We start from the raw sequence: 25,864 nt of genomic DNA on the forward strand, positions 1-25,864 counted from the left end.
CCGCCGCGACCGAATGAGCCGCCGTGACCGTGTGAGCCGCCGCGACCGCGGGTCGATGTCGGTCTTCACCGTGCTGTTCTCCGTGGCGGTGTTCCTGCTGGCGGGGCTGCTCGTCGACGGCGGCGGGGCGATCAACGCGCGGCTGCGGGCCGCCGACGTCGCCGAGCAGGCCGCGCGGGCGGGCGCCGACCAGATCGACGCCGACCATCTCCACGAGACGGGCGAGATCCGGCTGCTCGGCGACGGCCAGGTGTGCGACCGGGCCGACGAGGTGGTCGCGGCGGCGGGCAGCGCCGACGTGACCAGGGGCACGTGCACCGTCGCGCAGGGACAGGACAGCGTGACCGTCGCCGTGAAGGTGCGCTGGACGGCCTTCTTCCTGCAGGCCATCGGCTTCCCCGGCACCGAGATGGAGGGCGAGGCCACGGCCGGGCCGCAGGCCAGGTGAGCCAGACCGATTCCGCTCACTCGATGGATCAGAGCACCACCACGCAGGACCCTGAACACGGAGAAGGGAGAGCCGATGCCGACGCGAGACCCCGCGCGTCCAGCGGGCCGGCCGCACGGGCCCGGGCAGACGCCCGTGCGCATCCCGGCCAGGCGGAGCGTGGGCGACGTGCTGGCCGGCCTCGGCGCGCTCGCGGTGCTCGTGGCGATCGTCGGCGGTGTGCCGTACGCGCTGCTCACGTTCGTCGGGCCGCCGATCTCTCCCGAACTGCTCAATCTCGATGTGCTCAACAGCCGCGTGGGGCCGAGCACGATCACGGCCGTCCTGGTGCTGTTGGTGTGGCTGGCCTGGCTGCAGTTCTTCTCGTGCGTGATCGTCGAGGTCTACGCGGGCGTACGCAGGGTGGGCATGCCCGCCAGGGTGCCGCTGTCCGGCGGGTCCCAGGCGCTGGCCAACAAGCTCGTCTCGGCCGTGCTGGTGCTGTTCACCGCCGGGGCCATGGTCGTGCCCCTCATCAAGCTGGCCGCGCCGCCGCCCACCGCGCCGCCCATGACGACGGTCGCCTACTCCGCGCCGATCGTCGAGCAGCCGGTGGAGGCGCAGGCCACCAAGAAGGTGTACGTGGTCCAGCCGCCCCACGGCCGGCACCACGAGAGCCTGTGGGAGATCGCCGAGAAGTGCCTGGGTGACGGTCGCCGATATCCGGAGATCTACCGGCTCAACCAGCACAAGGAGCAGCCCGACGGCACCCGCCTGCGGATGGCCGACCTGATCAGGCCGGGCTGGGTGCTCGACATGCCCGAGGACGCGCGCCACGCGCACGTCGTGCCGGTGAACCAGGCGCGCGCCCAGACACTGAAGCAGCATCCGGCGGGGTCGCACGGCGAACACCAGCGGGTCGCCGACGAGGCGCGCCAGACCTCCAGCGTCAAGCAGGGGCCGGCGCCGGCGCACGCGCGACACGAGACCGGAGCCGAGCAGCCCGTCGTGCAGAGCCCCGGCGTCGACCTGACCGACTACCTGGCCGCCGCGTCGCTGGCCGCGGCCGGCCTGCTGGTCGTGCTGGCCAGGCGGCGGCGCGAGCAGCTGTGGCGGCGCGCGTTCGGCCGCCGCATCGTCCGGCCGCGCGACGACGCGGCCAAGGCCGAGGTCGCGCTGCGGCTGGGCGCCGACGCGCCGGGCACGCGCATCCTCGACATCGGGCTCAGGCTGCTCGGCGCCGAGCTGGCCACGCAGGGCCGTACCCCGCCGACCGTCTACGCCGCCCACCTGTCGCCACGCAACCTCGACCTGTGGATCCACCCGCCTGACGGCGACGCGCCCGCGCCGTGGACGGCCCAGGACGGCGGCCAGGTGTGGCGGCTGGCCGCGCACGAGGGCCGCCTGCTGGAGGAGCAGTCCGGCGGCGCCCCGTACCCGGGGCTGGTCTCGCTCGGCGCCGACGAGAGCGGCCGGGTGCTGATCGACCTGGAGGCGGCGCAGGGCCTGATCAACATCCGCGGCCCGCAGACCACCGCGGCGCTCGCGGCGCTGGCCGTGGAGCTGGCGACCAACCGCTGGTCCGACCGGATGCGCATCACGCTCATCGGCTTCGGCCACGAGCTGACCGCGATCGCGCCCGACCGGATCAGGGCCGTGGGCAGTCTGGCCGAGGTGCTGCCCGAGCTGGAGGCCACCGCCGCTCCGCGCCAGGAGGTGCTCACCGGGCGCGTCACCGGCAGCCCGCGCGACGCCCACTACCTGCTGTCCGCCGTGGCCCCCACCCACGAGGAGGCGCGCCGCCTGGCGCTGCTCGCCCGCAAGGACACCGCCGGATACGTGGTGACAGGCGACGTGCCGCACGCCACCTGGACTCTGGAGATCACCGAGGACGGCAAGGCGAAGATCGCCGAGCTGGGCTTCGAGGTGACCGCCCAGCTGCTGCCGCGCCCCCACTACCAGGCGCTGATCGACCTCTTCCGTACGGCCGAGCGACTCGACGGCGAGGCGGTGCCCGAGGCGGAGCCGCTGGAGGAGCTGGCGCCGCCCGCGGTGGAGATCAGGATGCTCGGCCCCATCGAGATCGTCGGCCGCGACCCGCTCGAAGAGGGGCGGATGGCGCTGGCCACCGAGCTGCTGGTCTACCTGGCCACGCATCCCGGCGGCGTACACCCCGTCGTGCTCGGCGGCGTCCTGTGGCCGCGCGGCGTGCAGCCCATGGTCAGGGACGCCACGATCGCCAGGGTCGTCGACTGGCTGGGCCGCGAGCACCTGCACGTCGACGAGGCGGGCAGGCTGCGGCTGGGGCCCGCGGTACGCACCGACTGGGCACTCTTCCGCGAGCTGGTCCGCCGCTCGCACGGCGATCCCACGGCGCGCACCGTACTCCTGGAGAAGGCGCTCGGCCTGGTCAGAGGCCCGCTGCTGAGCGGGCGCCCGCTCGGGAGATACGCCTGGCTGGCGGGCGACGACCTTGAGTACGACGTCGCGGCCGGGGTCGCCGACGCCGCCCACCGGCTGTGCGAGCTCCGGCTGGCGCACGGCGAGCCGGACGCCGCGGTCGCGGCCGTACGCGCGGCCCTGCTGCTGGCCACCGACGACGAGGGGCTCTGGCGCGACCTGCTGCGGGCCACGCACGCCACCGGGGACATGCTGCGGCTCCGGACGGTCGTCGAGGGGCTGACCAGGCGCTCGTCCTCCCACCCCTATGGCGGCGGGATGGCGCCCGAGACCGAGGCGCTGATCGACGAGCTGCTGCCGTCGTGGCGCATCCACATAGTGAGGGAGTCGACGGCATGAGGCGGATGGCGGTAATGCTGGCGCTCCTGCTCGCGGCGGGCTGCGGCCCGCCCGACCGGCCGTACACCCCCGGCGGTGTGGCGACACCCGTCACCGGCGAGACCGCCGCGGCGCCCGCTCCCACGCCCGCCCAGGGCAAGACGGTCGATGTCGGCGACGAGCTGAAGGTCAAGGTGGAGAAGGGGACGGCCGGCGCGCTGCAGCGGCTCTTCGCCGACTACTACGTGGAGCGGTGGAAGGCGGTCGTCACCAGCGACACCGGCTACCTGCGTCATGTCGAGCCGTCGGTGATTCCGCAGGCCGGCGAATGGGTGCGCGGGTTCGCCGACCGGCAGGAGTCGGCGCGCGGCGTCGCGCGTCTCTACAGACTGCGGATCACGTCGGTCATGGGCAAGGGCGCCCAGGTCGACACCTGCGTGGACGAGCGGGGCGTACGCCTCGTCTCCACGCCCACCGGCAAGGCCGTCGCGCCCCAGCCCGACTGGGTGCGCGCTCCTTACCTCCAAACCGTGCTCGCGCATCGCGGCGACGACGGTGTGTGGCGGATCAGGGAATTCCGCCAGGACAAAGAAGGGTGCACCTGATGAATCCCCTGATCCCGGTGCTCATGGCAGGGTCGCTCCTGCTGGCCAACCCCACGCCCGGCCCTCAATCCACCACGGAGGTCAGGACGGGCCAGCAGGGCAGAACGGCGTTCGTCAACCTCAAGCACTCCGATATCGTGCTCAGCGGCGACGTGGGCAAGGGCGGCAAGCGTGACGGCTTCCGGATCAAACGGCCCTGCTGGTACGAGCCGGGGCTCAGCGCCGACGAGATGCTCAAGTTCCAGACGGACTCGAAGACCCAGTTCGCCAGGGTGAAGGCCGACGAGGACAGTTTCAATAAGTTCGTCCAGCAGTTCAAGGACAAGAAGGGGCAACCGGGGAACTGGTGGACGCCCGCCTACGACGCGTCCGACCCCAACGGCGCCACCTGCTGGGCCGGGCTGGAACTGTTCGTCTTCGTACCGCCGAACGACACGCCGCCCTCCGGCATCACCATCGCGCAGCTGGCCGAGATCGCGCGGGCGGCGATCACCGTGCCCGAGCCGACGGTCAAGCTGAGCCCGGACGCCAAGAGCTTCGTCAACCTGCCGACGTTCGTGTGGCTAGAAGGCATCGGCCAGCCTCGGCGTACGGCGACCGCGACGCTGCCCGGCGTCATGAGCGCGACCGTGGTCGCCACGCTCCAGGACATCAAGATCGACGCGGGCACCGGCAAGGACCGGGCCGAGGTACGCGAACAGTGCGGGGCCACCGGCAAGCCGTACGCCAAGGGGGCCCCGTTCACCTGTGGCGTGCAGTATCTGCGCTCGTCGATCGACCAGCCGAGGCAGGTCTACCAGATGACCGTGACGACCGTGTGGCCGGTGACGGTGGCGGGCCAGGCGGTGCCGGTCCAGTTCGCGCCGATCGAGGTGGGGACGACCCGCGACGTGCCGGTGGGTGAGGTGCAGAGCAACGTCCGGCCGTAAACAGTGTTTTAGGCGATGACGGCGGCGAGCGGGGCGAGCTCCGGCAGCTCCGCCGCCTCCGCCAGCACCTCCTCGTACGGCGTGCTCATGGTCGGCCGGTTCCTGTCGGCGTTCGCGCACGGCGCCTACTTCGGCATCGGATCCGTGGTGGCCGCCGACCTGGTCGCTCCGCGGAAGCGGGCCAGTGCCATCGCGCTCATGTTCACCGGCCTGACCCTGGCGAACGTGCTCGGGGTGCCGCTGGGCACCTGGATCGGGCAGGCGTTCGGCTGGCGGGCGACGTTCTGGGCCGTGGTGGCCATCGGCGTCGCCGGGCTGATCGGCGTGCCCGCCCAGCCGCGGCCCGAGGGCGGCGGGATGCCGCGCGAGCTGGCGACCTTCCGCGAGGGCGGCGTCTGGCTGGCGCTGGCCATGACCGTGTTCGGGTTCGCGCCGGTGTTCGCGGTGATCACCTTCATCTCGCCGATCACGACGGACGTCGGCGGGTTCTCTCCCGGTGCCGTGCCGGTCGTCATGGCCCTGTTCGGGGTGGCCGCCTTCGCGACCGTGCCGCCGCGCTGCTCGGGCTGGCTGTGGCGGGACTCGCCGGCGTGCAGGCCCGCCGCCAACTCGTCCCGGCCACCTGACGACAACGCCAGAGGACCGCTGAAAGCGGCGGCTCAGCTGAACAGCTCGTCCACGCTCAGCGCGGTCACGGCCCTGACGGTCCAGCGGTCGAGGAGGCTCTGATCCGTGCATGTGCGGATGCGGGCCCGAGCCTCCTCGGGCACCGAGATGTCGCGTGCGTCCAGAAATCCCAGGATCAACTGAGCCGGCGTCCGCTCCGGCTCGCCCCTGTATTCGTGTGCTCCGGCCATTCACCCAATCGTACAGAGCGCTGCCGGGCCATGACGGGGAGTTGCTAGAGCCGGCCGGACTCGTGGGCGAGCAGCCACTCCTTGACCGGTACGCCGTAGTAGTAGCCGCCATAGCCCCCCGAACCGGGCAGTACCCGGTGGCAGGGGACGAAGGGGGCGATGAGGTTCTGGGAGCAGGCCGACCCGGCCGCGCGGGCCGCCGTCCTGGGCATGCCGGCGCGTTCGGCCAGCTCGGCGTACGACACCGTGGTGCCCGGCTTGACCTCGCGCAGTGCCTGGTGGAGGCGCTTGCGGGTGGCCGTGCCCGGCTGCTCGACCGGGATGGCGTCCAGGGCCAGCAGGTCGCCGTCCAGATAGTCGCGTACGGCCTGCGCGGCGGGGCCGAGATCGTCGACCACGTCCAGGCCCTCGGCCTGCAGCGCGGGCGACAGCCGGACGAACATGTCCGAGGGGTCGGCGGTGAAACCGGCCGCGACCAGGACGCCGTCGCGGCACAGCAGGGACAGCGGGCCGATCGGGGTCGGCATGACTTGGGCGTCGATCATGAGGAGCTCCAGAGATGCAGGGCGGCGTAGGCCCGCCAGGGCCGCCACCGTTCGATGTGGTCGTCGGGAATGCCCAGGCAGGCCATGCGCTTCTTGAGCACCAGGTCGCCGATGGGCCAGGCGTCGGGGTCGCGCAGCGCGCGCAGCGCGACATAGCTGGCGGTCCAGGGGCCGATGCCGGGAACGTCGAGCAGCTCGGCCACGGCCTCGCCCGGATCCTGGCCGCCGTCGAGGTCGATCCGGCCCTCGGAGACGGCGATGGCCAGCTCCTTGAGCGTCGCGACACGGCGGTTGGTGAGCCCCAGCCCCGTGAGGTCGGCCTCGAGCAGCTCCGCGGCGGTGGGGAACAGGTGGGTCAGGCCGGGGCGCTCGGTGAGCCGCCCGGCCCGCTCGACGATCCGGCCGAGCAGGGTACGGGCGCCCGCGACGGAGATCTGCTGGCCCACGACGGCGCGCACGGCCAGCTCGAAGCCGTCGAAGGTGCCCGGCACCCGCAGTCCGGGCCGGGACTCGATGAGCGGGCGCAGAGAGGTCTCGCCCAGCGCGGCCGCGATGGCGTCGGGGTCGGCGTCGAGGTCGAGCAGGCGGCGGCAGCGGGCCACGATGCGGGCCAGCTGCCGGGTGTCGTCCACGGCGACGTCGAGCGCGATGTGGCCGGGCTCGGGGGTGAGCGTGATCGTCCCGCCGGGGACGGCCCGGCTGTAGGACGTCGGGCCGGCCACCTCCAGGCCGGGGATCGCGCGCGAGGTCAGGAAGGAGAGCACGCCCGCGATGTCGTACGGCTCCCGCCGGTGCAGGCGCAACCGGAGCGTCGCGGGTCCGGCGACGACCTCGACGGATGGCGGCGCCAAGACGGAGGGGCCTGAGGAACCGCCCGCGGTCGCGCGCAGCTCGCTGGGCGTGAACCCGTACGTCTCCCGCATCGTGGCGTTGAACTGCCGCACACTCCCGAATCCGGCCGCGAACGCCACCTCGGTGACCGGCAGCCGCGTCTCGGTCAGCAGTTGCTTGGCCAGCAGCAGCCGCTTGGTCCTGGCCACCGCCAGCGGCCCCACGCCCAGCTCGGCCACGAACAGCCGGTGCAGGTGCCGCTCGGTGATGTGCAGCCGCGTGGCCAGCCCCGCCACGCCGCGCTCGTCGGCGGCCCCGTCGTCGATCAGCCGCAGCGCCCGCCCGATGAGGTCACCGCGCAGGTCCCACCCCGGATCGCCGGGGGACAGCTCCGGGCGGCAGCGCTTGCACGGGCGGAAGCCCGCCGCCTCCGCCGACGCCGCGTGCCGGTAGAACCGCACGTTGCGCGAGGCCGGTGTGCGAGCCGGGCAGATCGGACGGCAGTAGATCCGCGTCGAGGTCACCGCCGTGTAGAAGCGCCCGTCGAATCGGGCGTCCCGGGCGGCGACCGCCCGGTAGCAGGAGTCGAAGTCGAGCTCAAGTGGTGACATGACACCGAGCGTATGCGTTCGCCCGGCTCATCGACTGGCGGGAATCGGACCTGATCGTTAAATCGCTGGTCAGCAGGTCAAACCCACCGACCAGCGGAAATCAGACGTCACTTGGACGAGACGCCCACACCCAGGTCGAACTCCCGGTAGACACGCGCCCAGAACCCGTCGCGCAGCCACACCCGCGCCTCGGGGAACGGCCGCAGCGAGTGGCCGAGCTCCTTCTCCGCCTCGATGAGCAGTTCGGTGTCGATGACCGTCGGCAGGATCGGCCCCGGCAGCAGGTCGCGGATGTTGTCGCGGCCTCGCGTGAGTATCCACTTCTGTGCCACGTGCTCGCCCACGTCCTCGACGCGTGGCCGGCTGGGCCCGAGCTTGGCCACCTGGCCGGGCTTGACGTGCGGCTTGACGGGCGCGCGCCCGGCGAACACCTGCGCGGGCGACGGAGCGGTCACCGGCGGGGCGACCGGAACAGGTTGCGGAGCACGACTGAAAAAGGGCCTCAGGAATTCAGCAGTGATCACTTCCACGGTGTCCGACTCCCAAACCAGCCGCTCGGCCTGGTTGGTGCCGTACGGCGGCTCGACGCCCCACAAGTGGATGCGCACCCCGTACGCCTGCGCCGCCTCCACCGCGGGGACCATGTCCTCGTCTCCGGCGAGCAAGATCGTGTCAGTCACCGCATGATGCCGGGCCAGGGCCTCCAGATCGCTCCTGATCTGCGCGTCCACACCCTTCTGCTGGCCACGGGCGTTCAGGTTGCCAAGCCGTACCTTGACCCAGGGCAACTGGGCGATGACCCGCTGATCGACGGTCGGCACACGGTCGCGAGCGGCGTCATACCAATAGATCCGCAGCAGTTCGCCAGATATACGTTCCAGCGCATGTTTCTGTAGACTCTGGATCAGCTCGTCGGCGGCAACTCGATATTCTTTGCGCTCCTTGGCGCCCAGCAGCACTTCGCCTGCGGCAGCATAGAGATAACCGACGTCCACCAGGACGGCGTACTTCGCTGCCACAGCATGCGGCATGAGGTCTGGGATGGCCATGTGTCCTCCAGGCCGCGGTTAGTTGATCGGCTGACTATATACGCCTACTTTCTCTAGATAGTCCCAACTCCTCGAGAACTTGACACCCGATTCCCGGGATCTATCTCGGTAGGGCGCTCATCCGCCAACCCGACTTCCCCGGTGCGGCTGCCTTACGCATCGCTCTCGCCGGGTTTCGCCATGTTTGACTTCGCGGTACGACCGCCGGCTCCGGCGCGGCCTGCCGGGTGGCGAGAACGGCCACGAGAGCGGCGAGCTCCTCCGGCGTGGCGTCCCCACGAACAATCCGCAGATAGGCGCTCATAGCGGGATGTTCCCATGCTTCTTCGGCGGCAGCGAGGCCCGCTTGTTGCGTAGCGCCCGCAGCGCCCTGACGACCTGAGCCCGGGTCTCGGCGGGTCTGATCACCGCGTCGACGTAGCCGCGCTCGGCCGCGATGTACGGGTTGGCCAGCGTGTCCTCATATTCGGTCACCAGCCTTGCCCGCTCGGCGTCGGCATCGTCGCCCGCCGCGGTGAGCTCGCGCCGGTAGAGGATGTTGACGGCACCCTGCGCGCCCATGACCGCGATCTGCGCCGTGGGCCACGCCAGGTTGACGTCGGCGCCCAGGTGCTTGGACCCCATGACGTCGTACGCCCCACCGTACGCCTTGCGGGTGATGACCGTCACCAGTGGCACGGTCGCCTCGGCGTAGGCGTAGAGGAGCTTGGCGCCGCGGCGGATGATTCCGTTCCATTCCTGATCGGTCCCTGGGAGGAATCCCGGGACATCTACAAAAGTCAGGATTGGGATATTAAAAGCATCACATGTTCGAATAAAACGGGCTGCCTTCTCGGAGGCGTTGATATCCAGGCACCCGGCGAAATGCATGGGCTGGTTGGCCACCACGCCCACCGGTTGCCCGTCGACCCGGCCGTACCCGACCACCACGTTGGGCGCGAACAGCGCGTGTACCTCCAGGAACTCACCGTCGTCGAGCACGTGCTCGATGACCCGGTGCATGTCGTAGGGCTGGTTCGCCGAGTCCGGGATCAGCAGGTCGAGCTCGGGATCCGGCTCCAGATCGCCGGCGCCCTCGAACACCGGCGCCTCGTCCAGGTTGTTGGAGGGCAGGTAGGACAGCAGCGCCTTGACGTAGTCGAGCGCGTCGCTCTCGTCGGTGGCCTGGTAGTGGGCCACGCCCGACTTGGTGTTGTGCGTGTGCGCGCCGCCGAGCTCCTCGAACGTGACCTCCTCGCCGGTCACCGTCTTGATCACATCGGGCCCGGTGATGAACATCTGGGACGTCTGGTCGACCATCACCACGAAGTCGGTCAGCGCGGGGGAGTAGACGTGCCCGCCGGCCGCGGCGCCCATGATGAGCGAGATCTGCGGGATCACGCCCGAGGCGTGCACGTTGCGCTTGAAGATCTCGGCGTAGAGACCGAGCGCGACCACGCCCTCCTGGATGCGGGCGCCGCCGCCCTCGTTGATGCCGATGATCGGGCAGCCGGTCTTCAGCGCCAGATCGAGCACCTTGACGATCTTCTCGCCGTAGACCTCGCCGAGCGAGCCGCCGAACACGGTCGCGTCCTGCGAGAACACGCACACCTGGCGCCCGTCGATCGTGCCGTGGCCGGTGATCACGCCGTCGCCGTACGGTCGCCTGCTCTCCAGCCCGAACATCGTGGACCGGTGCCTGGCGAACTCGTCGAACTCCACGAACGAGTCCTCATCCAGCAGCGCCAGCACCCGTTCCCGCGCGGTCATCTTGCCCTTGGCGCGCTGCTTGGCCACGGCCGCCGCCGAGCCGGCGTGGACCGCCTCGTCGAGCCGGCGCTCCAGGTCGGCGATCTTTCCCGCGGTGGTGTGAATGTCCGGCGGGTCCGGTACGGCCTCGGCAGCAGTCATGCGCGCAACATTAACCCGGCTCCTACAGTGGATCCATGACGGAGGCGGTTCACACGCACGGCCTGTTCAAGCGATACGGCCCGCAGATCGCGGTGGCCGGCATCGACCTCGTGGTCCCGGCGGGCAGCTTCGCCGGGCTCGTCGGCCCCAACGGCGCCGGCAAGACGACATCCCTGAGCATGATCACCGGGCTGCTCCGCCCCGACGGGGGCCAGGCCGAGATCGACGGCTTCAACGTGTGGCGCGATCCCGTCGAGGTCAAGGCCCGCATCGGCGTGCTGCCGGAGGGGCTGCGGCTGTTCGAACGCCTGTCGGGCCGCGAGTTACTCCTCTACAACGGCAGGCTGCGCGGCATCGCCAAGGCCGACGTCGAGCAGCGCGCCGGCGAGCTGCTGCGGGTGATGGACCTGACCGACGCCGCCGACAAGCTCGTCGTCGACTACTCCACCGGCATGCGCAAGAAGATCGGCCTGGCGGCGGCGCTGCTGCACAACCCCTCCGTGCTCTTCCTCGACGAGCCGTTCGAGGGCGTCGATCCGGTCAGCGCCAACACGCTCACCGAGGTGCTCCGGCGCTTCACCGCCTCGGGCTCGACCGTCATCTTCTCCAGCCACGTGATGGACCTCGTCGAGCGGCTGTGCGACTGGGTGTCGGTGATGAGCGCCGGGCACATCGTGGCCCAGGGCCCACTGGAGAAGGTACGCGCCGGCCGCAGCCTCAACCAGGCGTTCCTGGAGCTGGTCGGCGGGCCGCGCGACAACGGCGACTCGGGTCTGACCTGGCTCGGCCGGGGCAAGCAGGAGCCGGCGTGAACACTGTCGCGCTCTTCGCCCAGCTCAAGCTCCGCCTGCTGGCCGGCAACCTCCGCGGTGACATCCAGCGCAAGCTCGGCTTCATTTTCACCCTCATCATGTCCGTGTTCGTGAGCGTCATCGGCTTCCTGCTCATGAGCCTGCTCCGGCTGGCGCCGCACGACGTCGCGGCGTCGATCGTCATCGTGGTGTTCTCGGTCATGCTCATCGGCTGGATGGTCGTGCCGCTGCTGGCGTTCGGCCTGGACGACACGCTCGACCCGGCGCGCCTGTCACTGTTCCCGCTGCCCACCCACCGGCTCGCAGTCGGCATGTTCACCGCCTCCGCCACCGGCGTCTGGCCGCTGGCCACCTTGATCGTCACGGCGGGCGCCCTGGTGGGGCTCGCCACCGGCGTCGGCGGCGTCCTGCTCGGGATCGTCGCCGTGCTCCTGCAGTTCGCGCTCTGCCTGGTCGCCTCCCGGCTGGTCACCACGGCGCTGTCCAGCGCCCTGCGTACCAGGCGGGGCCGGGACGTGCTGGCCGTGGCCGCGATCTTCGTCGTGCTGCTCGCGCAACTGCCGAACCTGCTGCTCAACAGCAACATCGGCGACCTGGCGGGGATGCTGCGCCAGGTCTCGGCCCTGCTCAGGTGGACGCCCTCGGGCATGGCCGCGCACGCGATGGCCGACGGCGGCCTGACCGGGCTGGCCGAGCTCGTCGTCGTGGCCCTCGTGGTCGTGGTGGTCGGCTGGCTGTGGATCAAGGCGCTGAGCCGGGCCCTGGTCACACCCGACTCCTCCACCCGCGCGGCCTCCGTCCGCAGGGGGAGTGGCCTGGTCGACCGGTTCGTGCCGAGCGGGCCGCTGGCCGCCGTGGTCACCAAGGAGCTCAAGTACATCAGGCGCGAGCCCCGCTACCGGGTCGGCTGGTTCTCCTCCGTCCTGGTGGCCGTCGTGGTGGGCTTCTCGTTCACCCGTTCCGGAGAGGCCGGGGCGTCGATGCCGATCCTGCTCACCACCTCGGCCGGGATGATGATCGCCCTGCAGTCGGTGAACTCGTTCGGCATCGACGGCCGCTCGCTCTGGATGAACGCCGTGACCATGGGCTCGGAGCGCGGTCTCAGCACCGATCTGGCCGGGCGCCACCTGGCCGGCGCGCTGGTCGCGGCGCCGCTGCTCGCGCTGATCGCCGTCGGCGCCGGGCTGGTCGCCGGCCACCCCGAGTCGATCCTTCCAGCGGTGCTCATCGGCCTGGGCGCGCTCGGGACCGGGTTCGGCGTCGGCTCCGTGACCAGCGTCGTCATCCCCTACACCGTGCCCGAACGGATGAACGCCTTCAGCGGGGCCGCGCCCGGTCAGGGCGGCCAGGCGTTCGTCTCCGGCCTGGGCGCGCTGCTGGGCATCTCCCTCCTGTCGCTGCCGTTCGTGGTGCCGCTGCTCTTCGGGTTGCTCTGGGTGTCCGTGCTCGCGCCGTTCTACGGGCTGCTGGCCGAGGCGCTGGGCCGGCGGCTCGGCGCGAAGATCGGTTTTCCCCGGCTCCCCGAGCTGCTCGCCGCGGTGTCGCGGCCCACCTGAGCATTGGTCTAGTCCAATACGTGAGACCGCCTTCCGGACATTCCACGCTTGTGGATACCGTGGAAGCATGATTGACCAGGGGATTGAGCGTCGCAGTGCCGCGGTCACCGAGATGCCCGATGAGCTGCGCAATGATGTGCGATTGCTCGGCAAGCTGCTCGGGCAGGTGATCGCCGAGCAGGGCGGCGAGGATCTGCTGGCCGACGTCGAACGCCTGCGCAAGGCCGTGATCGCCGCCCGCAGGGGCGAGGTCACCGGTGACGAGATCACCGCCATGGTCGCGCAGTGGGAGATCGACCGGGCCGTGCAGATCGCCCGCGCGTTCACCTGTTACTTCCATCTGGCCAACCTGGCCGAGGAGCACTACCGCATCCGCATCCTGCGCGAACGTGACACCGAGGGCCGGGTGGAGCGGGAGTCGCTGGCGCAGGCCGTACACGAGCTGGGACACGAGCGCGTCGCCGAGCTGGTCGAAGGGCTGGAGCTGCATCCGGTCCTGACCGCGCACCCGACGGAGGCGCGCCGGCGCGCGGTCGTCACCGCGATCCAGCGGGTCAGCGGCCAGCTCAGCGAGTACAACGCCGCCGGGCGCGGCGCCTCCGAGCGCGCCGAGAGCCGCCGGCGGCTGCTGGAGGAGATCGACCTGCTGTGGCGTACGGCCCAGCTGCGCTCCACCAAGCTCGACCCGCTCGACGAGGTACGCACCGCCATGGCCGCCTTCGACGAGACGCTGTTCCGCATGGTGCCGCAGGTCTACCGCTCGCTCGACGCGGCGCTCGGCGAGGGCACCGGCACCCGCCCGCCGCTGGCCAAGCCCTTCATCCGCTACGGCAGCTGGATCGGCGGCGACCGCGACGGCAACCCCAACGTGACCGCCAAGGTCACCCGCGAGACCGTCCAGATCCAGTCCGACCACGTGCTGACCGCCCTGGAGACGGCCTGCACGCGCATCGCCCGCACGCTCACCTCGGCCGAGCAGTTCGCGCCGCCGTCGCCGGAGCTCAGGGCGGCGCTGGCCGCGGCCGTCGACGCCCATCCCGAGGTGGTCTCGGAGATGGCCACCCGCTCGCCGAGCGAGCCGCACCGGCAGTGGCTGATGTTCGTGGCCGCCCGCATCGCCGCCACCCTCCGCCGCGACCTCGACCTCGCCTACCGCGCCCCGGCCGAGCTGCTCGCCGACCTGCGCCTGGCCCAGGAGTCGCTCTCCGGCAACGCCGCGCGTCAGGCGTACGGGGAGCTGCAGCAGCTCATCTGGCAGGTCGAGACGTTCGGCTTCCACCTGGCCGAGCTGGAGGTACGCCAGCACTCCCAGGTGCACGCCGCCGCGCTGGAGGAGATCAGGGCGGGCGGCGAGCTGTCGGAGCGCACCGAGGAGGTGCTGGCCACGATCCGGGTGATCGCCTGGATCCAGGAGCGGTTCGGCGTCACGGCCTGCTCCCGCTACGTCGTCTCCTTCACCCGCTCCGCCGACGACATCGCCGCCGTCTACGCGCTGGCCGAGCACGCGCTCGGCAAGCGCGCGCCGGTGCTCGACGTGGTGCCGCTGTTCGAGTCGGGCCAGGACCTGGCCAACTCCCCGGACGTGCTGTCCGGCATGCTGGAGCTGCCGGCGATGCGCGAGCGGCTGGCCGCCAACGGCCGGCGCATGGAGATCATGCTCGGCTACTCCGACTCGGCCAAGGAGCTCGGCCCGGCCGCCGCGACACTGCGCCTGTACGAGGCGCAGGAGCAGCTGACCGCCTGGGCCCTGGAGCACGACGTGAAGCTGCGCATGTTCCACGGCCGCGGCGGCGCGCTCGGCCGTGGCGGCGGCCCCGCCAACCGCGCGGTGCTCGCCCAGGCGCCCGGCTCGGTCGCCGGCCGCTTCAAGGTCACCGAGCAGGGCGAGGTTATCTTCGCCCGCTACGGCCACATCGCCATCGCCCGCCGCCACCTGGAGCAGGTCACGAACGCGGTGCTGATGGCCTCCTCACCCACGGTCGGCTCCCGCACCGCCGCCGCGGCCGACCGCTTCCGCTCGCTCGCCGAGCAGGTGGCCACGGCCTCGGAGCAGGCGTACCGCTCCCTCACCGAAGCCCCCGGCTTCCCGGAGTGGTTCGCCCTGGTCAGCCCGCTGGAGGAGATCGGCTCCCTGCGCCTCGGCTCCCGCCCCGCCCGCCGCGGCCTGGGCGCCCCCCGCTCACTCGACGACCTGCGCGCCATCCCCTGGGTCTTCGCCTGGGCCCAGACCCGGGTCAACCTGCCCGGCTGGTACGGCCTGGGCACCGGCCTGGCCGCGGTCGCCTCACTCGACGAGCTGAAGGCGGCCTACGCCGAGTGGCCACTGTTCAACGCGATGCTCGACAACGCGGAGATGTCCCTGGCCAAGACCGACCGGTCGATCGCCGAACGCTACCTGGCACTCGGCGGCCGCCACGACTTCGCCCGGCAGGTCATGGAGGAGTATGACCGGACCCGCGGCCTGGTGCTGCAGGTCACCGGCCACACCCGCCTCCTGGAGAACCGCAAGGTCCTCTCCCGCGCCGTCCAGCTCCGCGACCCGTACGTGGACGCGCTGTCCCACCTGCAGCTCCGCGCGCTGACGGCCATGCGCACCGGCACACTGTCGGACCACGAACGCGAACGCCTCTCGACGCTGCTCCTGCTCTCGGTCAACGGGGTGGCGGCGGGCCTGCAGAACACCGGCTGAGACGCCTCCCGGATGAGAAGATGACCAGCATGGCGGAGCAGCGGCTTTCCGAACTACGGGTGGAGAACTTTCGCAGTCTGCGACAGATCACCATGCCCCTCGGGCCCGTCAACGTGCTGGTCGGGCCGAATGGCGCGGGTAAGACGAATGTGCTGAAGGTTTTCGAGTTCCTCGCCGACATCGTCAGGACCGACCTGGAGCCTGTTCTGGCCGCCCGTGGTGGCTTCGAAGAGCTGGTGTTCAGGGGCGGCGCCGATCGGCCTGACCATCTTCTCATCGGGATCAAAGGAGCGTGGTCTTCCTCCTTGGCCGGGGCTCCCGACGAATACGTATTGAAGATCACAAATGCTCCTCTCGCCAGGGAGGAGGTTTTCAGGTCCGCCGACGTGCAGCATCGGTTGCGGACCATCACCGTGGAAGGGACGAGGGCGAAGGCTCAGCTACGGACCCTCGGCCAAGGCGGCTTCGAGAGTCGCTCCGAATGGCCGCCGCTCGGGGTCGGCACCGCCGACCGGAAATCGGACGAGGTTGGCATCCAGCCCCTGAGTAGTGGACTTTCCACACTCCCCCGACTGGCGGAAAAGAAGTTCAGCATGGCGCCCACCCTCGTGGCGGACATGCTGCGGGCCTTCAGGGTCTTCGACGTTGACGTCTCCAAAGCGAGCATGCCATCGCGGGTGCATCGTGGCGGGCAAGAACCGATCGCCGACAACGCCGCCAATCTCGCGGCCTTCCTCCTCGCCCTCCGAAACTCGGATGAGGATGCGTGGAGTCGGCTCCAGGCCGACGCCGTGGAGGCGCTTCCCCAAGTCGAATCTCTCGATTTCGACTATCCGTCCGGGGGAGCCCACTCGGTCGTGGTCGTACTCAGGGAGCGTGGCCTGCGCGAACCCACCTCCCTGCTTGATGCCTCCTACGGAACCATCCGCCTGCTTGGCCTCCTGGCCATGCTGTACGACCCCGCTCCACCCGCACTGACCTGCGTTGAGGAGATCGACCACGGTCTTCACCCACAGGCGCTCGAACTGCTGGTGGAACGGGTCCGGGAGGCGAGTGAGAAGACCCAGTTCATCATCGCCACCCACTCTCCCGCTCTCGCCGACCGGCTCAAGCCCGAGGAGGTCGTGATCTGCGAGCGTGGTGACGACGGTTCCTCCTTGATCCCGGCCATCTCCACGGTCAAGGTCGAGGAGATCGTCCGGGCCAGCGAAGGACTCCCGCTTGGCGAGCTGTGGTTTTCCGGAGTGCTGGGTGGCGATCTGTGAGCCGGCGGGGAGGCACCCGTGTCCGGCCCACGAAGAAGCCTGTCGTGGTCGTAGCGGGAGAGGACAGGAACGACCGCCTCGCCCTGCGTGTGCTCTTGGAGGAGTTTTGCCCGCAGATGGCGGGCCGGATTGTGGAGATAAACGACAAGGTGCGGTTGCACCAGGCCAGTGACGCGAACCTCGCCGCCCGCGCGGAGACCCTGGCGAGCAAGGTGCGGGCGCGAGCTGTACGGGATGACACCAGCGTGGCATGCGTCTTCGTCCACGAGGACCTCGACAACACCGATAGCGATGCCTATCCGATCATCCGCGAACGCGTCCAGAAGGCACTGGAATCCGCCCTCGGCAACGTCCACTACGCCCTCGCGGTGTCGGAGATCGAAGCCTGGCTGCTGCTCTTCCCCGATGCGCTGTCGGCCATCGCCGCGTCCTGGTCTCTCCCCGCCAAGCACAAGGGCAAGGACACAGGGCGGCTCCCAGACCCCAAGAAGATCTTGATGAACGAGGTCAGTGGAGCCGGCCGCCGCTACCGCGAGTCCGATGCTCCCGAGATCCTCGATCGGGCGGCGAAGCTTGGTGTGCTGGACAGGCCGGTGGGCCGCAACCGATCGTTCGACCAGATACGTGTGGATGTGGCGCGATGCTGCACGGAACATATACGTAAGTGAGGGGCCCGGTCACAGGAGTGTGATCGGGCCGCTTCTTGCTTGCCGAACGCTCAGCGGAGGCCGTCGAAGAAGGCGCTGATGTCGGCGGTGATGGCCTCTGTGGCGGTGTGGGCCGTGTAGTGGCCGTGGGCCGGGGCTTCCAGAGTCTTCCAGGAGACGATGCCGGTGTGGTCGCGCTCGGCGAAAGCGCGGATGGACCTGAAGTCGCCCTCCGCCATGGCCAGCGCGGTCGGTACGGTGGTGGGCTCCTTCGGTGCCTCGGCGCGGGCGTTCTCCCAGTACAGGCGCAGGGCCGAGCCGGCGGTGCCGGTGAACCAGTGGATCGCCGCGTTGGTCAGCACGAAGTCGTCGTCCAGGTCCTCGTCGAAGAGCTGGGCGAGCCAGCCGACCAGCCCGGCGGGTGAGTCGGTGATGGCGTGGGCGAGCGTCTGCGGCTGCTGCGACTGCAGCACGTTGAAGGCGCCCTTCTCCTTCCAGAACCAGTCGAGCACGGCCAGCCCGGCCTGGTCCTCCTCGCTCAGGTTCGCGAACTCGGCCAGGTCGCCGGAGGGGAAGGAGAACAGCTGCGTCACATGGACGCCGACGACGTGCTCGGGGGCGAGCCGGCCGAGCTCGGGGGAGATCATCGAGCCCGCGTCGTTGCCCACCGCGCCATAGCGGTCGTAGCCCAGGCGGGACATCAGTTCGGCCCAGGCCCGGGCGATGCGCTGGTTGTTCCAGCCCAGCTCGGTGGTCGGGCCGGAGAAGCCGTAGCCGGGGAGTGACGGCACGACCAGGTGGAAGTGCCGCGACAGGGGTTCGATGGCGTCGAGGTATTCGACGATCGAGCCCGGCCAGCCGTGGGTCACCATCAGGGGCAGGGCGTCGGGGTTGGCGGAGCGGACGTGGATGAAGTGGATGTTCTGCCCGTCGATCTCCGTGGTGAACTGCGGGTAGGCGTTGAGCCTGGCCTCCTGGGCCCGCCAGTCGAAGCCGTCGAGCCAGTGGCCGACCAGGCGGCGTACCCGCTCCACGCCCACGCCCTGGTCGGCGTCCGCGATCTCGTCGGTGAAGCGGGTCATGGCGAGGCGGGTCCGCAGGTCGTCGAGGTCGGCCTGGGGGATCTCGATGCGGAAGGGGTGAACGCTCATCGCGGGCTCCTTGTCGGAACGGGTTGTTCTGTTCTAACTATAGCAGAACGGAACGCTTTATTCCGCAAAAATCCGCTCCTGTCCCGCGTACACGTTGCACCGCTGCCCGCGCAGGAACCCGACGAGCGTCATACCGAACTCTCTGGCCAGGTCCACGGCCAGCGACGAGGGGGCCGACACGGCGCACACGGCCGGCACGCCCGCGGTCAGCGCCTTCTGCATGATCTCGTAGCTGGCCCGGCCGCTGACCATCAGCACGTGCTCGGTCAGGGGGAGCCGCTGGCCGAGTGATGCCCAGCCGACCAGTTTGTCCACCGCGTTGTGCCGGCCCACGTCCTCCCTGAGCGCCACCAGCGTCCCGTCGGGCCGGAACAGCCCTGCCGCGTGCAGGCCACCCGTCTTGCCGAAGACGCCCTGGCCCGCCCGCAGCGCGTCCGGCAGGCCGTACAGGATCTCGGGGGTGAGTTCGAGGGTGCCGCGGGGGAGCGGCGCGCAGCGGTCGTGCAGGTCGTCGAGGCTGGCCGAGCCGCACACGCCGCAGGCGCTGGAGGTGAGGAAGTGGCGGTCCAGCGTGGGCAGGTCGGGGATCGCGCCGTGCAGGCGTACGGTGACCGTGTTGTAGCGGGCCTCCGGCGGAAGGTCCTCGTCGGTGCAGTACGCGATGGCGGCGATCCCGCCGGGCTTGACCAGGCCCTCGCCGTGCAGGAACCCGGCGGCCAGTTCGAAGTCGTGGCCGGGGGTGCGCATGGTGATGGCGACGGTCTTGCGCGTCCCGTCCAGCGCGGTGAGGCGGATCTCCAGCGGTTCCTCGGTGGCCAGGTCGTCGCGCCGGTCGCGGACCGTGGAGCCGGACAGCTCGCGGACGCGGATGCGGGTGGTGGGACCCACGCGGGTCAGCCGGTCGGTCATAGCCGCCGCACGGTGACGAGCGCGTTGTAGTCGGGGATCCTGGCCTGGGGGGAGCGTCTGGCCTCGTCGAGGAGTACGTTGCCCTCCGGCCAGTGGATCTGCAGGTTGCCCGGCATCAACGGGGCCCGGAGGATCTTGCCCCCGTACGTACGCTCGCCGGAACGCAGCTCGACCGGAGTGCCGTCGGGCAGGCCGAGGCGGTCGGCGTCATAGGGGCTCATCAGCACGGCCTCGCGCATCGCGCCGTTGAAGCCGTCGAGGCGCTCGTGGACCATGCTGTTGAACTGCTTGCCGCGCCGCGTGGCCACCATGAACGTGCCGTCGGGGCGCTCCAGCGCGGGCGGCTCGACGGCGGAGAACACGCCGCGCCCGTCAGGGGTGTTGAAGCGGCCGTCGGCGAACAGGTGGCGCCCGCCGTACTGGACGTTGTCCCCGAAAGCCTTGAGGTCGGATATGCCCTGGTAGAACGGCACGGCCTGCTCGATCTCCTCACGGATTCGCGAGGTCCCGGTGAAGCGGACTTTTGCCGAAATTTCGGGGTTTGTGTGGGCGGCCAGTTCGCCGAAGATCTTCCACTCCGGCCATGCCTCGCCGATCCGGGGCCCCTCGATCTCGGGCGAGAAGATGATCCGGCGCTCGGTGGACGTCTCGGTCACCCCGCCGGTCATCTCGTAGCGGGTCTGGGCGGGCAGCAGCAGTACGTCGCCCTCGGAGGGCACCAGCATCTGCGAGGACAGCACGATGTCGATGTGCACCCGGAGCTTGAGCCGGGCCAGCGCCTCCCGGCAGTAGCCGGGATCGGGCAGCACCTCCAGGAAGTTGCCGCCCGAGGAGATGAGCGCGTCGAGGTCGCCCGAGTGGGCCGCGTCGATCATGTCGGTCGCGGTCAGGCCCGGCGCCGTCGGCACCTCAAATCCCCAAATATCGGTAAATTTTGCGGCGTTTTCTGGCGTGATCGGCAGGCCGCCCGGCAGGCCGGTGGCGTACGCGCCCATCTCGGCCCCGCCCTGCACCCCGCTGTGCCCGCGGATCGGCATCAGCCCGCAGTGGTCGCGCCCCAGGAACCCGCGCGCCAGGGCCAGGTTCACGATCGACCGGACGTTGTCCTCGCCGAAGGCGTGCTGCGTGATGCCCATCGACCAGACCAGCACCGCCGACTTCGCCTCGCCGAGCAGCCGGGCCAGCCGGAGCATCTCGTCGCGGCTCGCCCCGGACAGCGCCTCCAGGGCCTCCCACGACTGCTCCGCCAGCGCCTGACGTACCTCCTCGAAGCCGGAGGTCCGCTGGTCGACGAACGCCTTGTCCACCCAGTCGTTCTCGATCAGGTGCTTGAGCACGCCGTTGAGGAAGCCGATGTCGCCGCCCACGTTCACGCCGAAGAACTCATCGGTGATCTTCGTCCCGAACACCGCGGACTCGGCGTTCGACGGCACCCAGTAGCGGTCCATGCCGGGCTCGCGGTAGGCGTTGACCATGGCCACGCGGGTGCCGGCCTTCTTGGCGTGGTAGAGGTACTTCATCGCCACGGGCTGGTTGTTGGACGGGTTCGACCCGATGAAGACGATCAGGTCGGAGCCGATCCAGTCGGTGTAGGAGCAGGTGGTGGCCGCCGCGCCGATCGTCTGCTTGAGCGCGACGGTCGAGGGGGAGTGGCAGATGCGCGCCGCGTTGTCCACACTGTTGGTGCCCAGCGCGCGGACCGCCTTCTGCGCCACGTAGTAGTTCTCGTTCGGCATGCCGCGGCTGGTCAGGTAGGCGCCGAAGCGCGCCTCCCGCAGCCCGCCGGCGGCCACGCCCAGCGCCTCGTCCCACGAGATCCGCCGGAAGCCCGGCTCTCCCGCCCGCCGGAGCATGGGGTACGGAAGCCGCCCCAGCTCCCGAAGCTCGGCGCTCTTCTTACCGGCCAGCCCGGAGACGTCGCCCAGCAGCGAGACGTCGAGCGCCGGCATCGTGTTCAGCGGCAGCAGCCGCAGCCGGATGTTGCACAGGTGGATCTCGTCCATCGTCCAGTCGCGCATGCCCCGCGTGCCCAGTGCGCACCCGTCGCACGTGCCCTGCTGGAGAATCCGCCAGGCGTAACGCCTGTTGCCCTTGACCGATCGAAACGCCTTCAGCAGTTCCAGATAGTTGTTCGGCTTGCGCAACCCGAGGCCGAACGGCCGCCACGAGGCCCAGTTACGCGGATCCAGACGTCTGCTCATCTCCCCATCTTCACCCGCGTGGGGCGCCAGAGGACAGTCGAGCTTGGGCGAAGATGGAGGAATGCCGGACTCGCGCTACTCCGACCTCGACCGCCCGCCCCTGTCCGAGGCGGCGCTCAGCCGCGCCCTCGTACGCCCCGGCAGCCTGTGGACCGGCGTGAGCGTCGTCGAGAGCACCGGCTCGACCAACGCCGACCTCGCCGAGACCGCCAGACAGGGCGCGGAAGAGGGCCGGGTCCTGGTCGCCGAGTCGCAGGTGGCCGGCCGGGGCAGGCTGGGCCGCACCTGGACCGCGCCGCCGCGCTCAGGACTGACCGTCTCCGCCCTGCTCCGCCCGCGGGTGCCCATCGCCGCGCAAGGATGGCTGGCACTGCTGTTCGGCGTGGCGGCGGCCTCGGCCGTACGCCGGCTGGCCGAGGTGGACGTACGGCTCAAGTGGCCGAACGACCTGCTGATCGGCGAGCGCAAGCTGGCCGGGATCCTGGCCGAGCGGGCAGAGGACGCCGTGGTCATCGGGATGGGCCTGAACGTCTCGCTCAAGCCCGAGGAACTCCCCGTGGAGACGGCCACCTCGCTGGCCATCGAGCAGGCCGCCTGCGTGGACCGGGACCCGCTGCTCAGGGCCGTGCTCAGAGAGGTCGAGAGGCACTACCGCGACTGGTCCGAGGCGGGCGGCGACGCCGACGCGTGCGGCCTGCGCGCCGCCTACCAGGCGTCGAGCGCCACCATCGGGCGGGAGGTACGGATCGAGCTGCCCGGCGACCAGGTGCTGACCGGCCAGGCGACCGGCATCGACCAGGCCGGACACCTCCAGGTGACCTCCCAGGGCCAGCGGCACACATTGAGCGCGGGCGACGTCGTCCACGTTCGCGCGTCCTCGTAGCCGCGAGGGCGCGGAGGTGGCACCATTTGCCCATGACCCTCCCCGACCACCACTTGACGCAGGGTGAGCGACGCATCAGGTCGTTCCACCCGCACTGGAAGCGGCTCGTGGTGCCTTTCATCGCGCTCGTGCTGATCGTCGCCGCCTCGGGCGTGGCGCTCTTCCTCATCCCCGGCAGCTTCGAGTACGCCAACTACGCCAGGATCGCCGTCGGCGTCGTCGCCGTGCTCCTGCTGACGGTCTGGTCGTTCGTGCCGTACCTGCAGTGGAAGAACACCGGCTACGTGCTCACCACCCACCGCTTCACGATCAGCACGGGCGTGCTCAACAAGTCGACGGACGAGATCCCGATGGCCAAGGTCAACACGGTCAGCTCCGACCAGACCTTCTTCGAGCGCATCCTCGGCTGCGGCACCCTCACCGTCGAGTCGGCGGGCGACCGGGGGCAGATCGCGCTGCGCGACATCCCCCACATCCAGGACGTCAGGACCGACCTGTTCCGCCTCCTGGAGGACGCCTCCGACGGAGATATCGACGGCCATTGAACAGGCCCACCGCTGAGGAGATCGACCGGCTGCTGGTCGGCATGCCCGCCCGTCACACCAAGGCGGAGGTGTCGGCCGAGGCCGGCGTGTCGCCGGCGCTGGCCGAGCGCATCTGGCGGGCGCTGGGCTTCGCCTCGCTCGCCGACGACGCGGTGGCCTTCTCCGACGGTGACGTCGACGCGCTGCGGCGGGTGAGCGGGATGCTCGACAACGGCCTGCTGGACGAGCCGACCGTCATCAGGATGGCCCGCGCGCTCGGCCAGACCACGGCCAGGCTGGCCCAGTGGCAGGCCGAGATCATGATCGGCGCGATGCTGCCGCCCGGCGAGCGGCCCTCCGACGACGACCTCGGCCGGGTGCTCGACACGGCCCGGCAGCTGCTGCCCGACTTCGAGCAGGTGCTGATCCACGTCTGGCGGGCCCAGCTGGCCGCCGCCGGCACCCGGCTGCTGTCCGTCGCCGACCTCGACGAGGAGAACATCCCCGCCCGCGTGTCGATCGCGGTGGGCTTCGCCGACCTCGTCTCCTTCACCCGGCGCGCCCGCGAGCTCGACGAGCGGGAGCTGGCCGCGCTGGTCGAGGGGTTCGAGGCGCGGGCCTCCGACGTGGTGGCCGCGCACGGCGGCCGGCTGGTCAAGACGCTCGGCGACGAGGTCCTGTTCACCGCCCAGACCCCGGCCGACGCGGCGGCGATCGCGCTCGACCTGGTGGAGCCGGGTGACCTGCGCATCGGCCTGGCCTACGGGCCGGTCCTGCCCATGATGGGCGACGTCTTCGGCACGACGGTAAATCTTGCCGCCCGGCTCACCGCCATCGCCCGGCCGGGCACCATCGTCGTGGACGCCGAACTGGCCGAGGGTCTCGACGGCGAGACGGGCTTCGAGCTCCGCAGGATCCGGCGCAGGCCGGCCCGGGGGATCGGGATGGTGCAGCCCTACGCCTTGCGGAGATCATCCCCTTGACACAAGATGGCTGCCATGCCGTACGAAGTGCAGGGAGTCATCGCCCGAGGTAAGGGCCAGGAAGTGTCGGTCGAGACGGTGCTGGTGCCCGACCCCGGACCAGGGGAGGCGGTGGTGACCGTCAAGGCCTGTGGGGTCTGCCATACCGACCTGCACTACCGGGAGGGCGGCATCAACGACGACTTCCCGTTCCTGCTCGGGCACGAGGCCGCGGGCGTGGTCGAGGCGGTGGGCGAGGGCGTCACCGGGGTCGCGCCCGGCGACTTCGTGATCCTCAACTGGCGGGCCGTGTGCGGCCAGTGCCGGGCCTGCCTGCGCGGGCGTCCGTGGTACTGCTTCAACACCCACAACGCCGCCCAGAAGATGACGCTGGCCGACGGCACCGAGCTCTCGCCCGCGCTGGGCATCGGCGCGTTCCTGGGCAAGACGCTGGTCGCCGCGGGGCAGTGCACCAAGGTCTCCGCCGACGCGCCCGCTGAGGTGGCCGGGCTGCTCGGCTGCGGTGTCATGGCCGGGCTCGGGGCCGCGCTCAACACGGGCAACGTCTCCAGGGGCGACACGGTCGCCGTCATCGGCTGCGGCGGCGTGGGTGACGCGGCGGTCCTGGGCGCGTCGCTCGCCGGCGCCGCGAAGATCATCGCGGTCGACGTGGACGACAGCAAGCTCGAATGGGCTCGCGGTTTCGGCGCCACCGACACGGTCAACTCGCGGGCGAACGACCCGGTCGAGGCGATTCGCGACCTCACCGGCGGCTTCGGCGCCGACGTGGTCATCGAGGCCGTCGGCCGCCCCGAGACGTACAAGCAGGCGTTCTACGCCCGCGACCTGGCCGGCACCGTCGTGCTGGTCGGCGTGCCGACGCCCGAGATGGCGCTGGAGCTGCCGCTGCTGGACGTGTTCGGGCGCGGCGGCTCGCTCAAGTCCTCGTGGTACGGCGACTGCCTGCCCTCGCGCGACTTCCCCATGCTGATCGACCTGTTCCTGCAGGGGCGGCTGCCGCTCGACAAGTTCGTGACGGAGACCATCGCGCTGGACGAGGTCGAGGAGGCCTTCGCCAAGATGCACCGCGGCGAGGTCCTGCGCTCGGTGGTGGTCCTCTAGATGATCGACAGGGTCATCACCTCGGGGACGTTCTCGCTCGACGGCGGCACGTGGGAGGTCGACAACAACGTCTGGCTGGTCGGCGACGCCCGCGAGGTGGTCGTCATCGACGCGGCGCACGACGCGCGGGCCATCGCCGACCGCGTCGGCGAGCGGACGGTCAAGGCAGTCCTCTGCACGCACGCGCACAACGACCACATCAACGCCGCTCAGGAGCTCGCCGAGCTGACCGGGGCGCCGATCCGGCTGCACCCCGCCGACCAGGTCCTCTGGGACCAGGTGTACGGCCAGGAGGTGCCGTACGAACCCCTGGCCGACGGCGAGAAGGTCGAGGTCGGCGGGATCGCGCTGGAGGTGCTCCACACCCCCGGCCACGCGCCGGGCGCGGTCTGCCTGTACGCCCCCGACCTCGGCGTCCTGTTCAGCGGCGACACGCTGTTCAAGGGCGGGCCCGGCGCGACCGGCCGGTCCTACTCGTCGTTCGACACCATCGTCGACTCGATCGCCCGGCGGCTGCTGGGGCTGCCCGGCGAGACGGTGGTGCACACCGGCCACGGCGACTCGACGTCGATCGGGGCCGAGGCGCCGCACCTGGAGGAGTGGATCGCCCGGGGTCACTGA

Annotated in this window: 23 protein-coding genes; 15 read left to right on the forward strand and 8 right to left on the reverse strand. The window is 70.5% G+C overall.

Translation table 11 applies throughout. The features are described from left to right. Nucleotides 1–31 precede the first annotated feature (31 nt). The 5 genes from AB0B61_RS14190 to AB0B61_RS14210 all read left to right on the forward strand — a co-directional run bounded on the left by AB0B61_RS14190 (nucleotide 32) and on the right by AB0B61_RS14210 (nucleotide 5,468). A complete protein-coding gene (locus AB0B61_RS14190) occupies nucleotides 32–448 on the forward strand; it encodes a flp pilus-assembly TadE/G-like family protein (protein WP_358431716.1) in 417 nt (138 codons plus the stop codon). Between the two features lie 75 nt (nucleotides 449–523). After that, complete coding sequence (locus AB0B61_RS14195; RefSeq protein ID WP_358431718.1) at nucleotides 524–3,226, forward strand: BTAD domain-containing putative transcriptional regulator; 2,703 nt, start codon at nucleotides 524–526, stop codon at nucleotides 3,224–3,226. 5 nt (nucleotides 3,227–3,231) lie between these two features. Further along, nucleotides 3,232–3,810 (forward strand): hypothetical protein, encoded by a 579-nt coding sequence (locus AB0B61_RS14200; protein WP_358431719.1) that lies wholly within the window; start codon nucleotides 3,232–3,234, stop codon nucleotides 3,808–3,810. After that, on the forward strand, nucleotides 3,810–4,739 hold the full coding sequence (locus AB0B61_RS14205; protein ID WP_358431720.1) for a hypothetical protein: 930 nt from the start codon (nucleotides 3,810–3,812) through the stop codon (nucleotides 4,737–4,739). Before AB0B61_RS14200 ends, AB0B61_RS14205 begins: the two co-directional genes overlap by 1 nt. Nucleotides 4,740–4,754: 15 nt before the next feature. Next, the gene (locus AB0B61_RS14210) at nucleotides 4,755–5,468 is read left to right on the forward strand and encodes an MFS transporter (protein ID WP_358431721.1); all 714 of its coding nucleotides are present in this window, start codon (nucleotides 4,755–4,757) and stop codon (nucleotides 5,466–5,468) included. Between the two features lie 172 nt (nucleotides 5,469–5,640). On the opposite strand, the gene AB0B61_RS14215 is transcribed toward AB0B61_RS14210, so the two are convergent. The 5 genes from AB0B61_RS14215 to AB0B61_RS14235 all read right to left on the reverse strand — a co-directional run bounded on the left by AB0B61_RS14215 (nucleotide 5,641) and on the right by AB0B61_RS14235 (nucleotide 10,522). Continuing rightward, nucleotides 5,641–6,141, reverse strand: coding sequence for a methylated-DNA--[protein]-cysteine S-methyltransferase (locus tag AB0B61_RS14215; RefSeq protein WP_358431722.1), 501 nt, complete (start codon nucleotides 6,139–6,141; stop codon nucleotides 5,641–5,643). Next, nucleotides 6,138–7,583 (reverse strand): Ada metal-binding domain-containing protein, encoded by a 1,446-nt coding sequence (locus tag AB0B61_RS14220; RefSeq protein WP_358431723.1) that lies wholly within the window; start codon nucleotides 7,581–7,583, stop codon nucleotides 6,138–6,140. The genes AB0B61_RS14215 and AB0B61_RS14220 overlap by 4 nt, the downstream gene beginning before the upstream one ends. 107 nt (nucleotides 7,584–7,690) lie before the next feature. After that, the gene (locus tag AB0B61_RS14225) at nucleotides 7,691–8,632 is read right to left on the reverse strand and encodes an NYN domain-containing protein (RefSeq protein ID WP_225293467.1); all 942 of its coding nucleotides are present in this window, start codon (nucleotides 8,630–8,632) and stop codon (nucleotides 7,691–7,693) included. A 100-nt stretch (nucleotides 8,633–8,732) separates the two neighbouring features. Continuing rightward, nucleotides 8,733–8,936, reverse strand: coding sequence for an acyl-CoA carboxylase subunit epsilon (locus AB0B61_RS14230; RefSeq protein ID WP_358431725.1), 204 nt, complete (start codon nucleotides 8,934–8,936; stop codon nucleotides 8,733–8,735). Further along, a complete protein-coding gene (locus tag AB0B61_RS14235) occupies nucleotides 8,933–10,522 on the reverse strand; it encodes an acyl-CoA carboxylase subunit beta (protein WP_358431726.1) in 1,590 nt (529 codons plus the stop codon). The genes AB0B61_RS14230 and AB0B61_RS14235 overlap by 4 nt, the downstream gene beginning before the upstream one ends. Nucleotides 10,523–10,557: 35 nt before the next feature. Between AB0B61_RS14235 and AB0B61_RS14240 the strand changes: the two genes are divergently transcribed. The 5 genes from AB0B61_RS14240 (at nucleotide 10,558) to AB0B61_RS14260 (ending at nucleotide 17,512) form a co-directional block, all read left to right on the forward strand. After that, a complete protein-coding gene (locus tag AB0B61_RS14240) occupies nucleotides 10,558–11,334 on the forward strand; it encodes an ABC transporter ATP-binding protein (protein WP_358431727.1) in 777 nt (258 codons plus the stop codon). Next, nucleotides 11,331–12,890 carry a hypothetical protein gene (locus AB0B61_RS14245; protein WP_358431728.1) on the forward strand — a complete coding sequence of 520 codons (1,560 nt, stop codon included), beginning with the start codon at nucleotides 11,331–11,333 and terminating at the stop codon, nucleotides 12,888–12,890. The genes AB0B61_RS14240 and AB0B61_RS14245 overlap by 4 nt, the downstream gene beginning before the upstream one ends. A gap of 67 nt (nucleotides 12,891–12,957) precedes the next feature. Then, entirely contained in the window at nucleotides 12,958–15,579 is a 2,622-nt protein-coding gene (locus AB0B61_RS14250) for a phosphoenolpyruvate carboxylase (RefSeq protein ID WP_358431729.1), read from the forward strand. Nucleotides 15,580–15,608: 29 nt separating this feature from the next. Continuing rightward, nucleotides 15,609–16,844: an AAA family ATPase gene (locus AB0B61_RS14255; protein WP_358431730.1), complete on the forward strand. Its 1,236-nt coding sequence runs from the start codon at nucleotides 15,609–15,611 to the stop codon at nucleotides 16,842–16,844. Nucleotides 16,845–16,888: 44 nt separating this feature from the next. Continuing rightward, the gene (locus AB0B61_RS14260) at nucleotides 16,889–17,512 is read left to right on the forward strand and encodes a hypothetical protein (RefSeq protein ID WP_358431731.1); all 624 of its coding nucleotides are present in this window, start codon (nucleotides 16,889–16,891) and stop codon (nucleotides 17,510–17,512) included. Nucleotides 17,513–17,562: 50 nt separating this feature from the next. Here AB0B61_RS14260 and AB0B61_RS14265 read toward each other — a convergent pair whose 3' ends face one another. The 3 genes from AB0B61_RS14265 to AB0B61_RS14275 are packed head-to-tail and all read right to left on the reverse strand — an operon-like array spanning nucleotide 17,563 to nucleotide 21,752. Beyond that, entirely contained in the window at nucleotides 17,563–18,642 is a 1,080-nt protein-coding gene (locus tag AB0B61_RS14265) for an epoxide hydrolase family protein (protein WP_358431733.1), read from the reverse strand. Between the two features lie 57 nt (nucleotides 18,643–18,699). Then, a complete protein-coding gene (gene fdhD, locus AB0B61_RS14270) occupies nucleotides 18,700–19,551 on the reverse strand; it encodes a formate dehydrogenase accessory sulfurtransferase FdhD (protein WP_358431735.1) in 852 nt (283 codons plus the stop codon). Next, the gene (locus tag AB0B61_RS14275) at nucleotides 19,548–21,752 is read right to left on the reverse strand and encodes an FdhF/YdeP family oxidoreductase (protein WP_358431737.1); all 2,205 of its coding nucleotides are present in this window, start codon (nucleotides 21,750–21,752) and stop codon (nucleotides 19,548–19,550) included. The genes fdhD and AB0B61_RS14275 overlap by 4 nt, the downstream gene beginning before the upstream one ends. A gap of 61 nt (nucleotides 21,753–21,813) precedes the next feature. On the opposite strand from AB0B61_RS14275, the gene AB0B61_RS14280 reads away from it, so the two are divergent. The 5 genes from AB0B61_RS14280 to AB0B61_RS14300 are packed head-to-tail and all read left to right on the forward strand — an operon-like array spanning nucleotide 21,814 to nucleotide 25,864. Then, nucleotides 21,814–22,635: a biotin--[acetyl-CoA-carboxylase] ligase gene (locus AB0B61_RS14280; RefSeq protein ID WP_358431739.1), complete on the forward strand. Its 822-nt coding sequence runs from the start codon at nucleotides 21,814–21,816 to the stop codon at nucleotides 22,633–22,635. A gap of 32 nt (nucleotides 22,636–22,667) precedes the next feature. Then, complete coding sequence (locus AB0B61_RS14285) at nucleotides 22,668–23,180, forward strand: PH domain-containing protein (protein WP_358431741.1); 513 nt, start codon at nucleotides 22,668–22,670, stop codon at nucleotides 23,178–23,180. 41 nt (nucleotides 23,181–23,221) lie between these two features. After that, nucleotides 23,222–24,142 (forward strand): adenylate/guanylate cyclase domain-containing protein, encoded by a 921-nt coding sequence (locus tag AB0B61_RS14290; protein WP_358431920.1) that lies wholly within the window; start codon nucleotides 23,222–23,224, stop codon nucleotides 24,140–24,142. Between the two features lie 15 nt (nucleotides 24,143–24,157). Further along, the gene (locus AB0B61_RS14295) at nucleotides 24,158–25,243 is read left to right on the forward strand and encodes an S-(hydroxymethyl)mycothiol dehydrogenase (protein ID WP_358431742.1); all 1,086 of its coding nucleotides are present in this window, start codon (nucleotides 24,158–24,160) and stop codon (nucleotides 25,241–25,243) included. After that, nucleotides 25,244–25,864, forward strand: a complete 621-nt coding sequence (locus AB0B61_RS14300) for an MBL fold metallo-hydrolase (RefSeq protein ID WP_358431743.1) — start codon at nucleotides 25,244–25,246, stop codon at nucleotides 25,862–25,864. It abuts the gene before it with no gap.

Origin of the sequence: Nonomuraea sp. NPDC049158 (assembly GCF_040648335.1) — a bacterium.
Classification (GTDB): Bacteria; Actinomycetota; Actinomycetes; order Streptosporangiales; family Streptosporangiaceae; genus Nonomuraea.

Bases quoted from the DNA above. Each gene is read 5' to 3' on its own strand.
- AB0B61_RS14195 (WP_358431718.1), top strand. From the start codon at position 524: ATGCCGACGCGAGACCCCGCGCGTCCAGCGGGCCGGCCGCACGGGCCC.
- AB0B61_RS14200 (WP_358431719.1), top strand. From the start codon at position 3,232: ATGGCGGTAATGCTGGCGCTCCTGCTCGCGGCGGGCTGCGGCCCGCCC.
- AB0B61_RS14205 (WP_358431720.1), top strand. From the start codon at position 3,810: ATGAATCCCCTGATCCCGGTGCTCATGGCAGGGTCGCTCCTGCTGGCC.
- AB0B61_RS14210 (WP_358431721.1), top strand. From the start codon at position 4,755: ATGACGGCGGCGAGCGGGGCGAGCTCCGGCAGCTCCGCCGCCTCCGCC.
- AB0B61_RS14215 (WP_358431722.1), bottom strand. From the start codon at position 6,141: ATGATCGACGCCCAAGTCATGCCGACCCCGATCGGCCCGCTGTCCCTG.
- AB0B61_RS14220 (WP_358431723.1), bottom strand. From the start codon at position 7,583: ATGTCACCACTTGAGCTCGACTTCGACTCCTGCTACCGGGCGGTCGCC.
- AB0B61_RS14225 (WP_225293467.1), bottom strand. From the start codon at position 8,632: ATGGCCATCCCAGACCTCATGCCGCATGCTGTGGCAGCGAAGTACGCC.
- AB0B61_RS14230 (WP_358431725.1), bottom strand. From the start codon at position 8,936: ATGAGCGCCTATCTGCGGATTGTTCGTGGGGACGCCACGCCGGAGGAG.
- AB0B61_RS14235 (WP_358431726.1), bottom strand. From the start codon at position 10,522: ATGACTGCTGCCGAGGCCGTACCGGACCCGCCGGACATTCACACCACC.
- AB0B61_RS14240 (WP_358431727.1), top strand. From the start codon at position 10,558: ATGACGGAGGCGGTTCACACGCACGGCCTGTTCAAGCGATACGGCCCG.
- AB0B61_RS14250 (WP_358431729.1), top strand. From the start codon at position 12,958: ATGATTGACCAGGGGATTGAGCGTCGCAGTGCCGCGGTCACCGAGATG.
- AB0B61_RS14255 (WP_358431730.1), top strand. From the start codon at position 15,609: ATGGCGGAGCAGCGGCTTTCCGAACTACGGGTGGAGAACTTTCGCAGT.
- AB0B61_RS14265 (WP_358431733.1), bottom strand. From the start codon at position 18,642: ATGAGCGTTCACCCCTTCCGCATCGAGATCCCCCAGGCCGACCTCGAC.
- fdhD (WP_358431735.1), bottom strand. From the start codon at position 19,551: ATGACCGACCGGCTGACCCGCGTGGGTCCCACCACCCGCATCCGCGTC.
- AB0B61_RS14275 (WP_358431737.1), bottom strand. From the start codon at position 21,752: ATGAGCAGACGTCTGGATCCGCGTAACTGGGCCTCGTGGCGGCCGTTC.
- AB0B61_RS14280 (WP_358431739.1), top strand. From the start codon at position 21,814: ATGCCGGACTCGCGCTACTCCGACCTCGACCGCCCGCCCCTGTCCGAG.
- AB0B61_RS14285 (WP_358431741.1), top strand. From the start codon at position 22,668: ATGACCCTCCCCGACCACCACTTGACGCAGGGTGAGCGACGCATCAGG.
- AB0B61_RS14290 (WP_358431920.1), top strand. From the start codon at position 23,222: ATGCCCGCCCGTCACACCAAGGCGGAGGTGTCGGCCGAGGCCGGCGTG.
- AB0B61_RS14295 (WP_358431742.1), top strand. From the start codon at position 24,158: ATGCCGTACGAAGTGCAGGGAGTCATCGCCCGAGGTAAGGGCCAGGAA.
- AB0B61_RS14300 (WP_358431743.1), top strand. From the start codon at position 25,244: ATGATCGACAGGGTCATCACCTCGGGGACGTTCTCGCTCGACGGCGGC.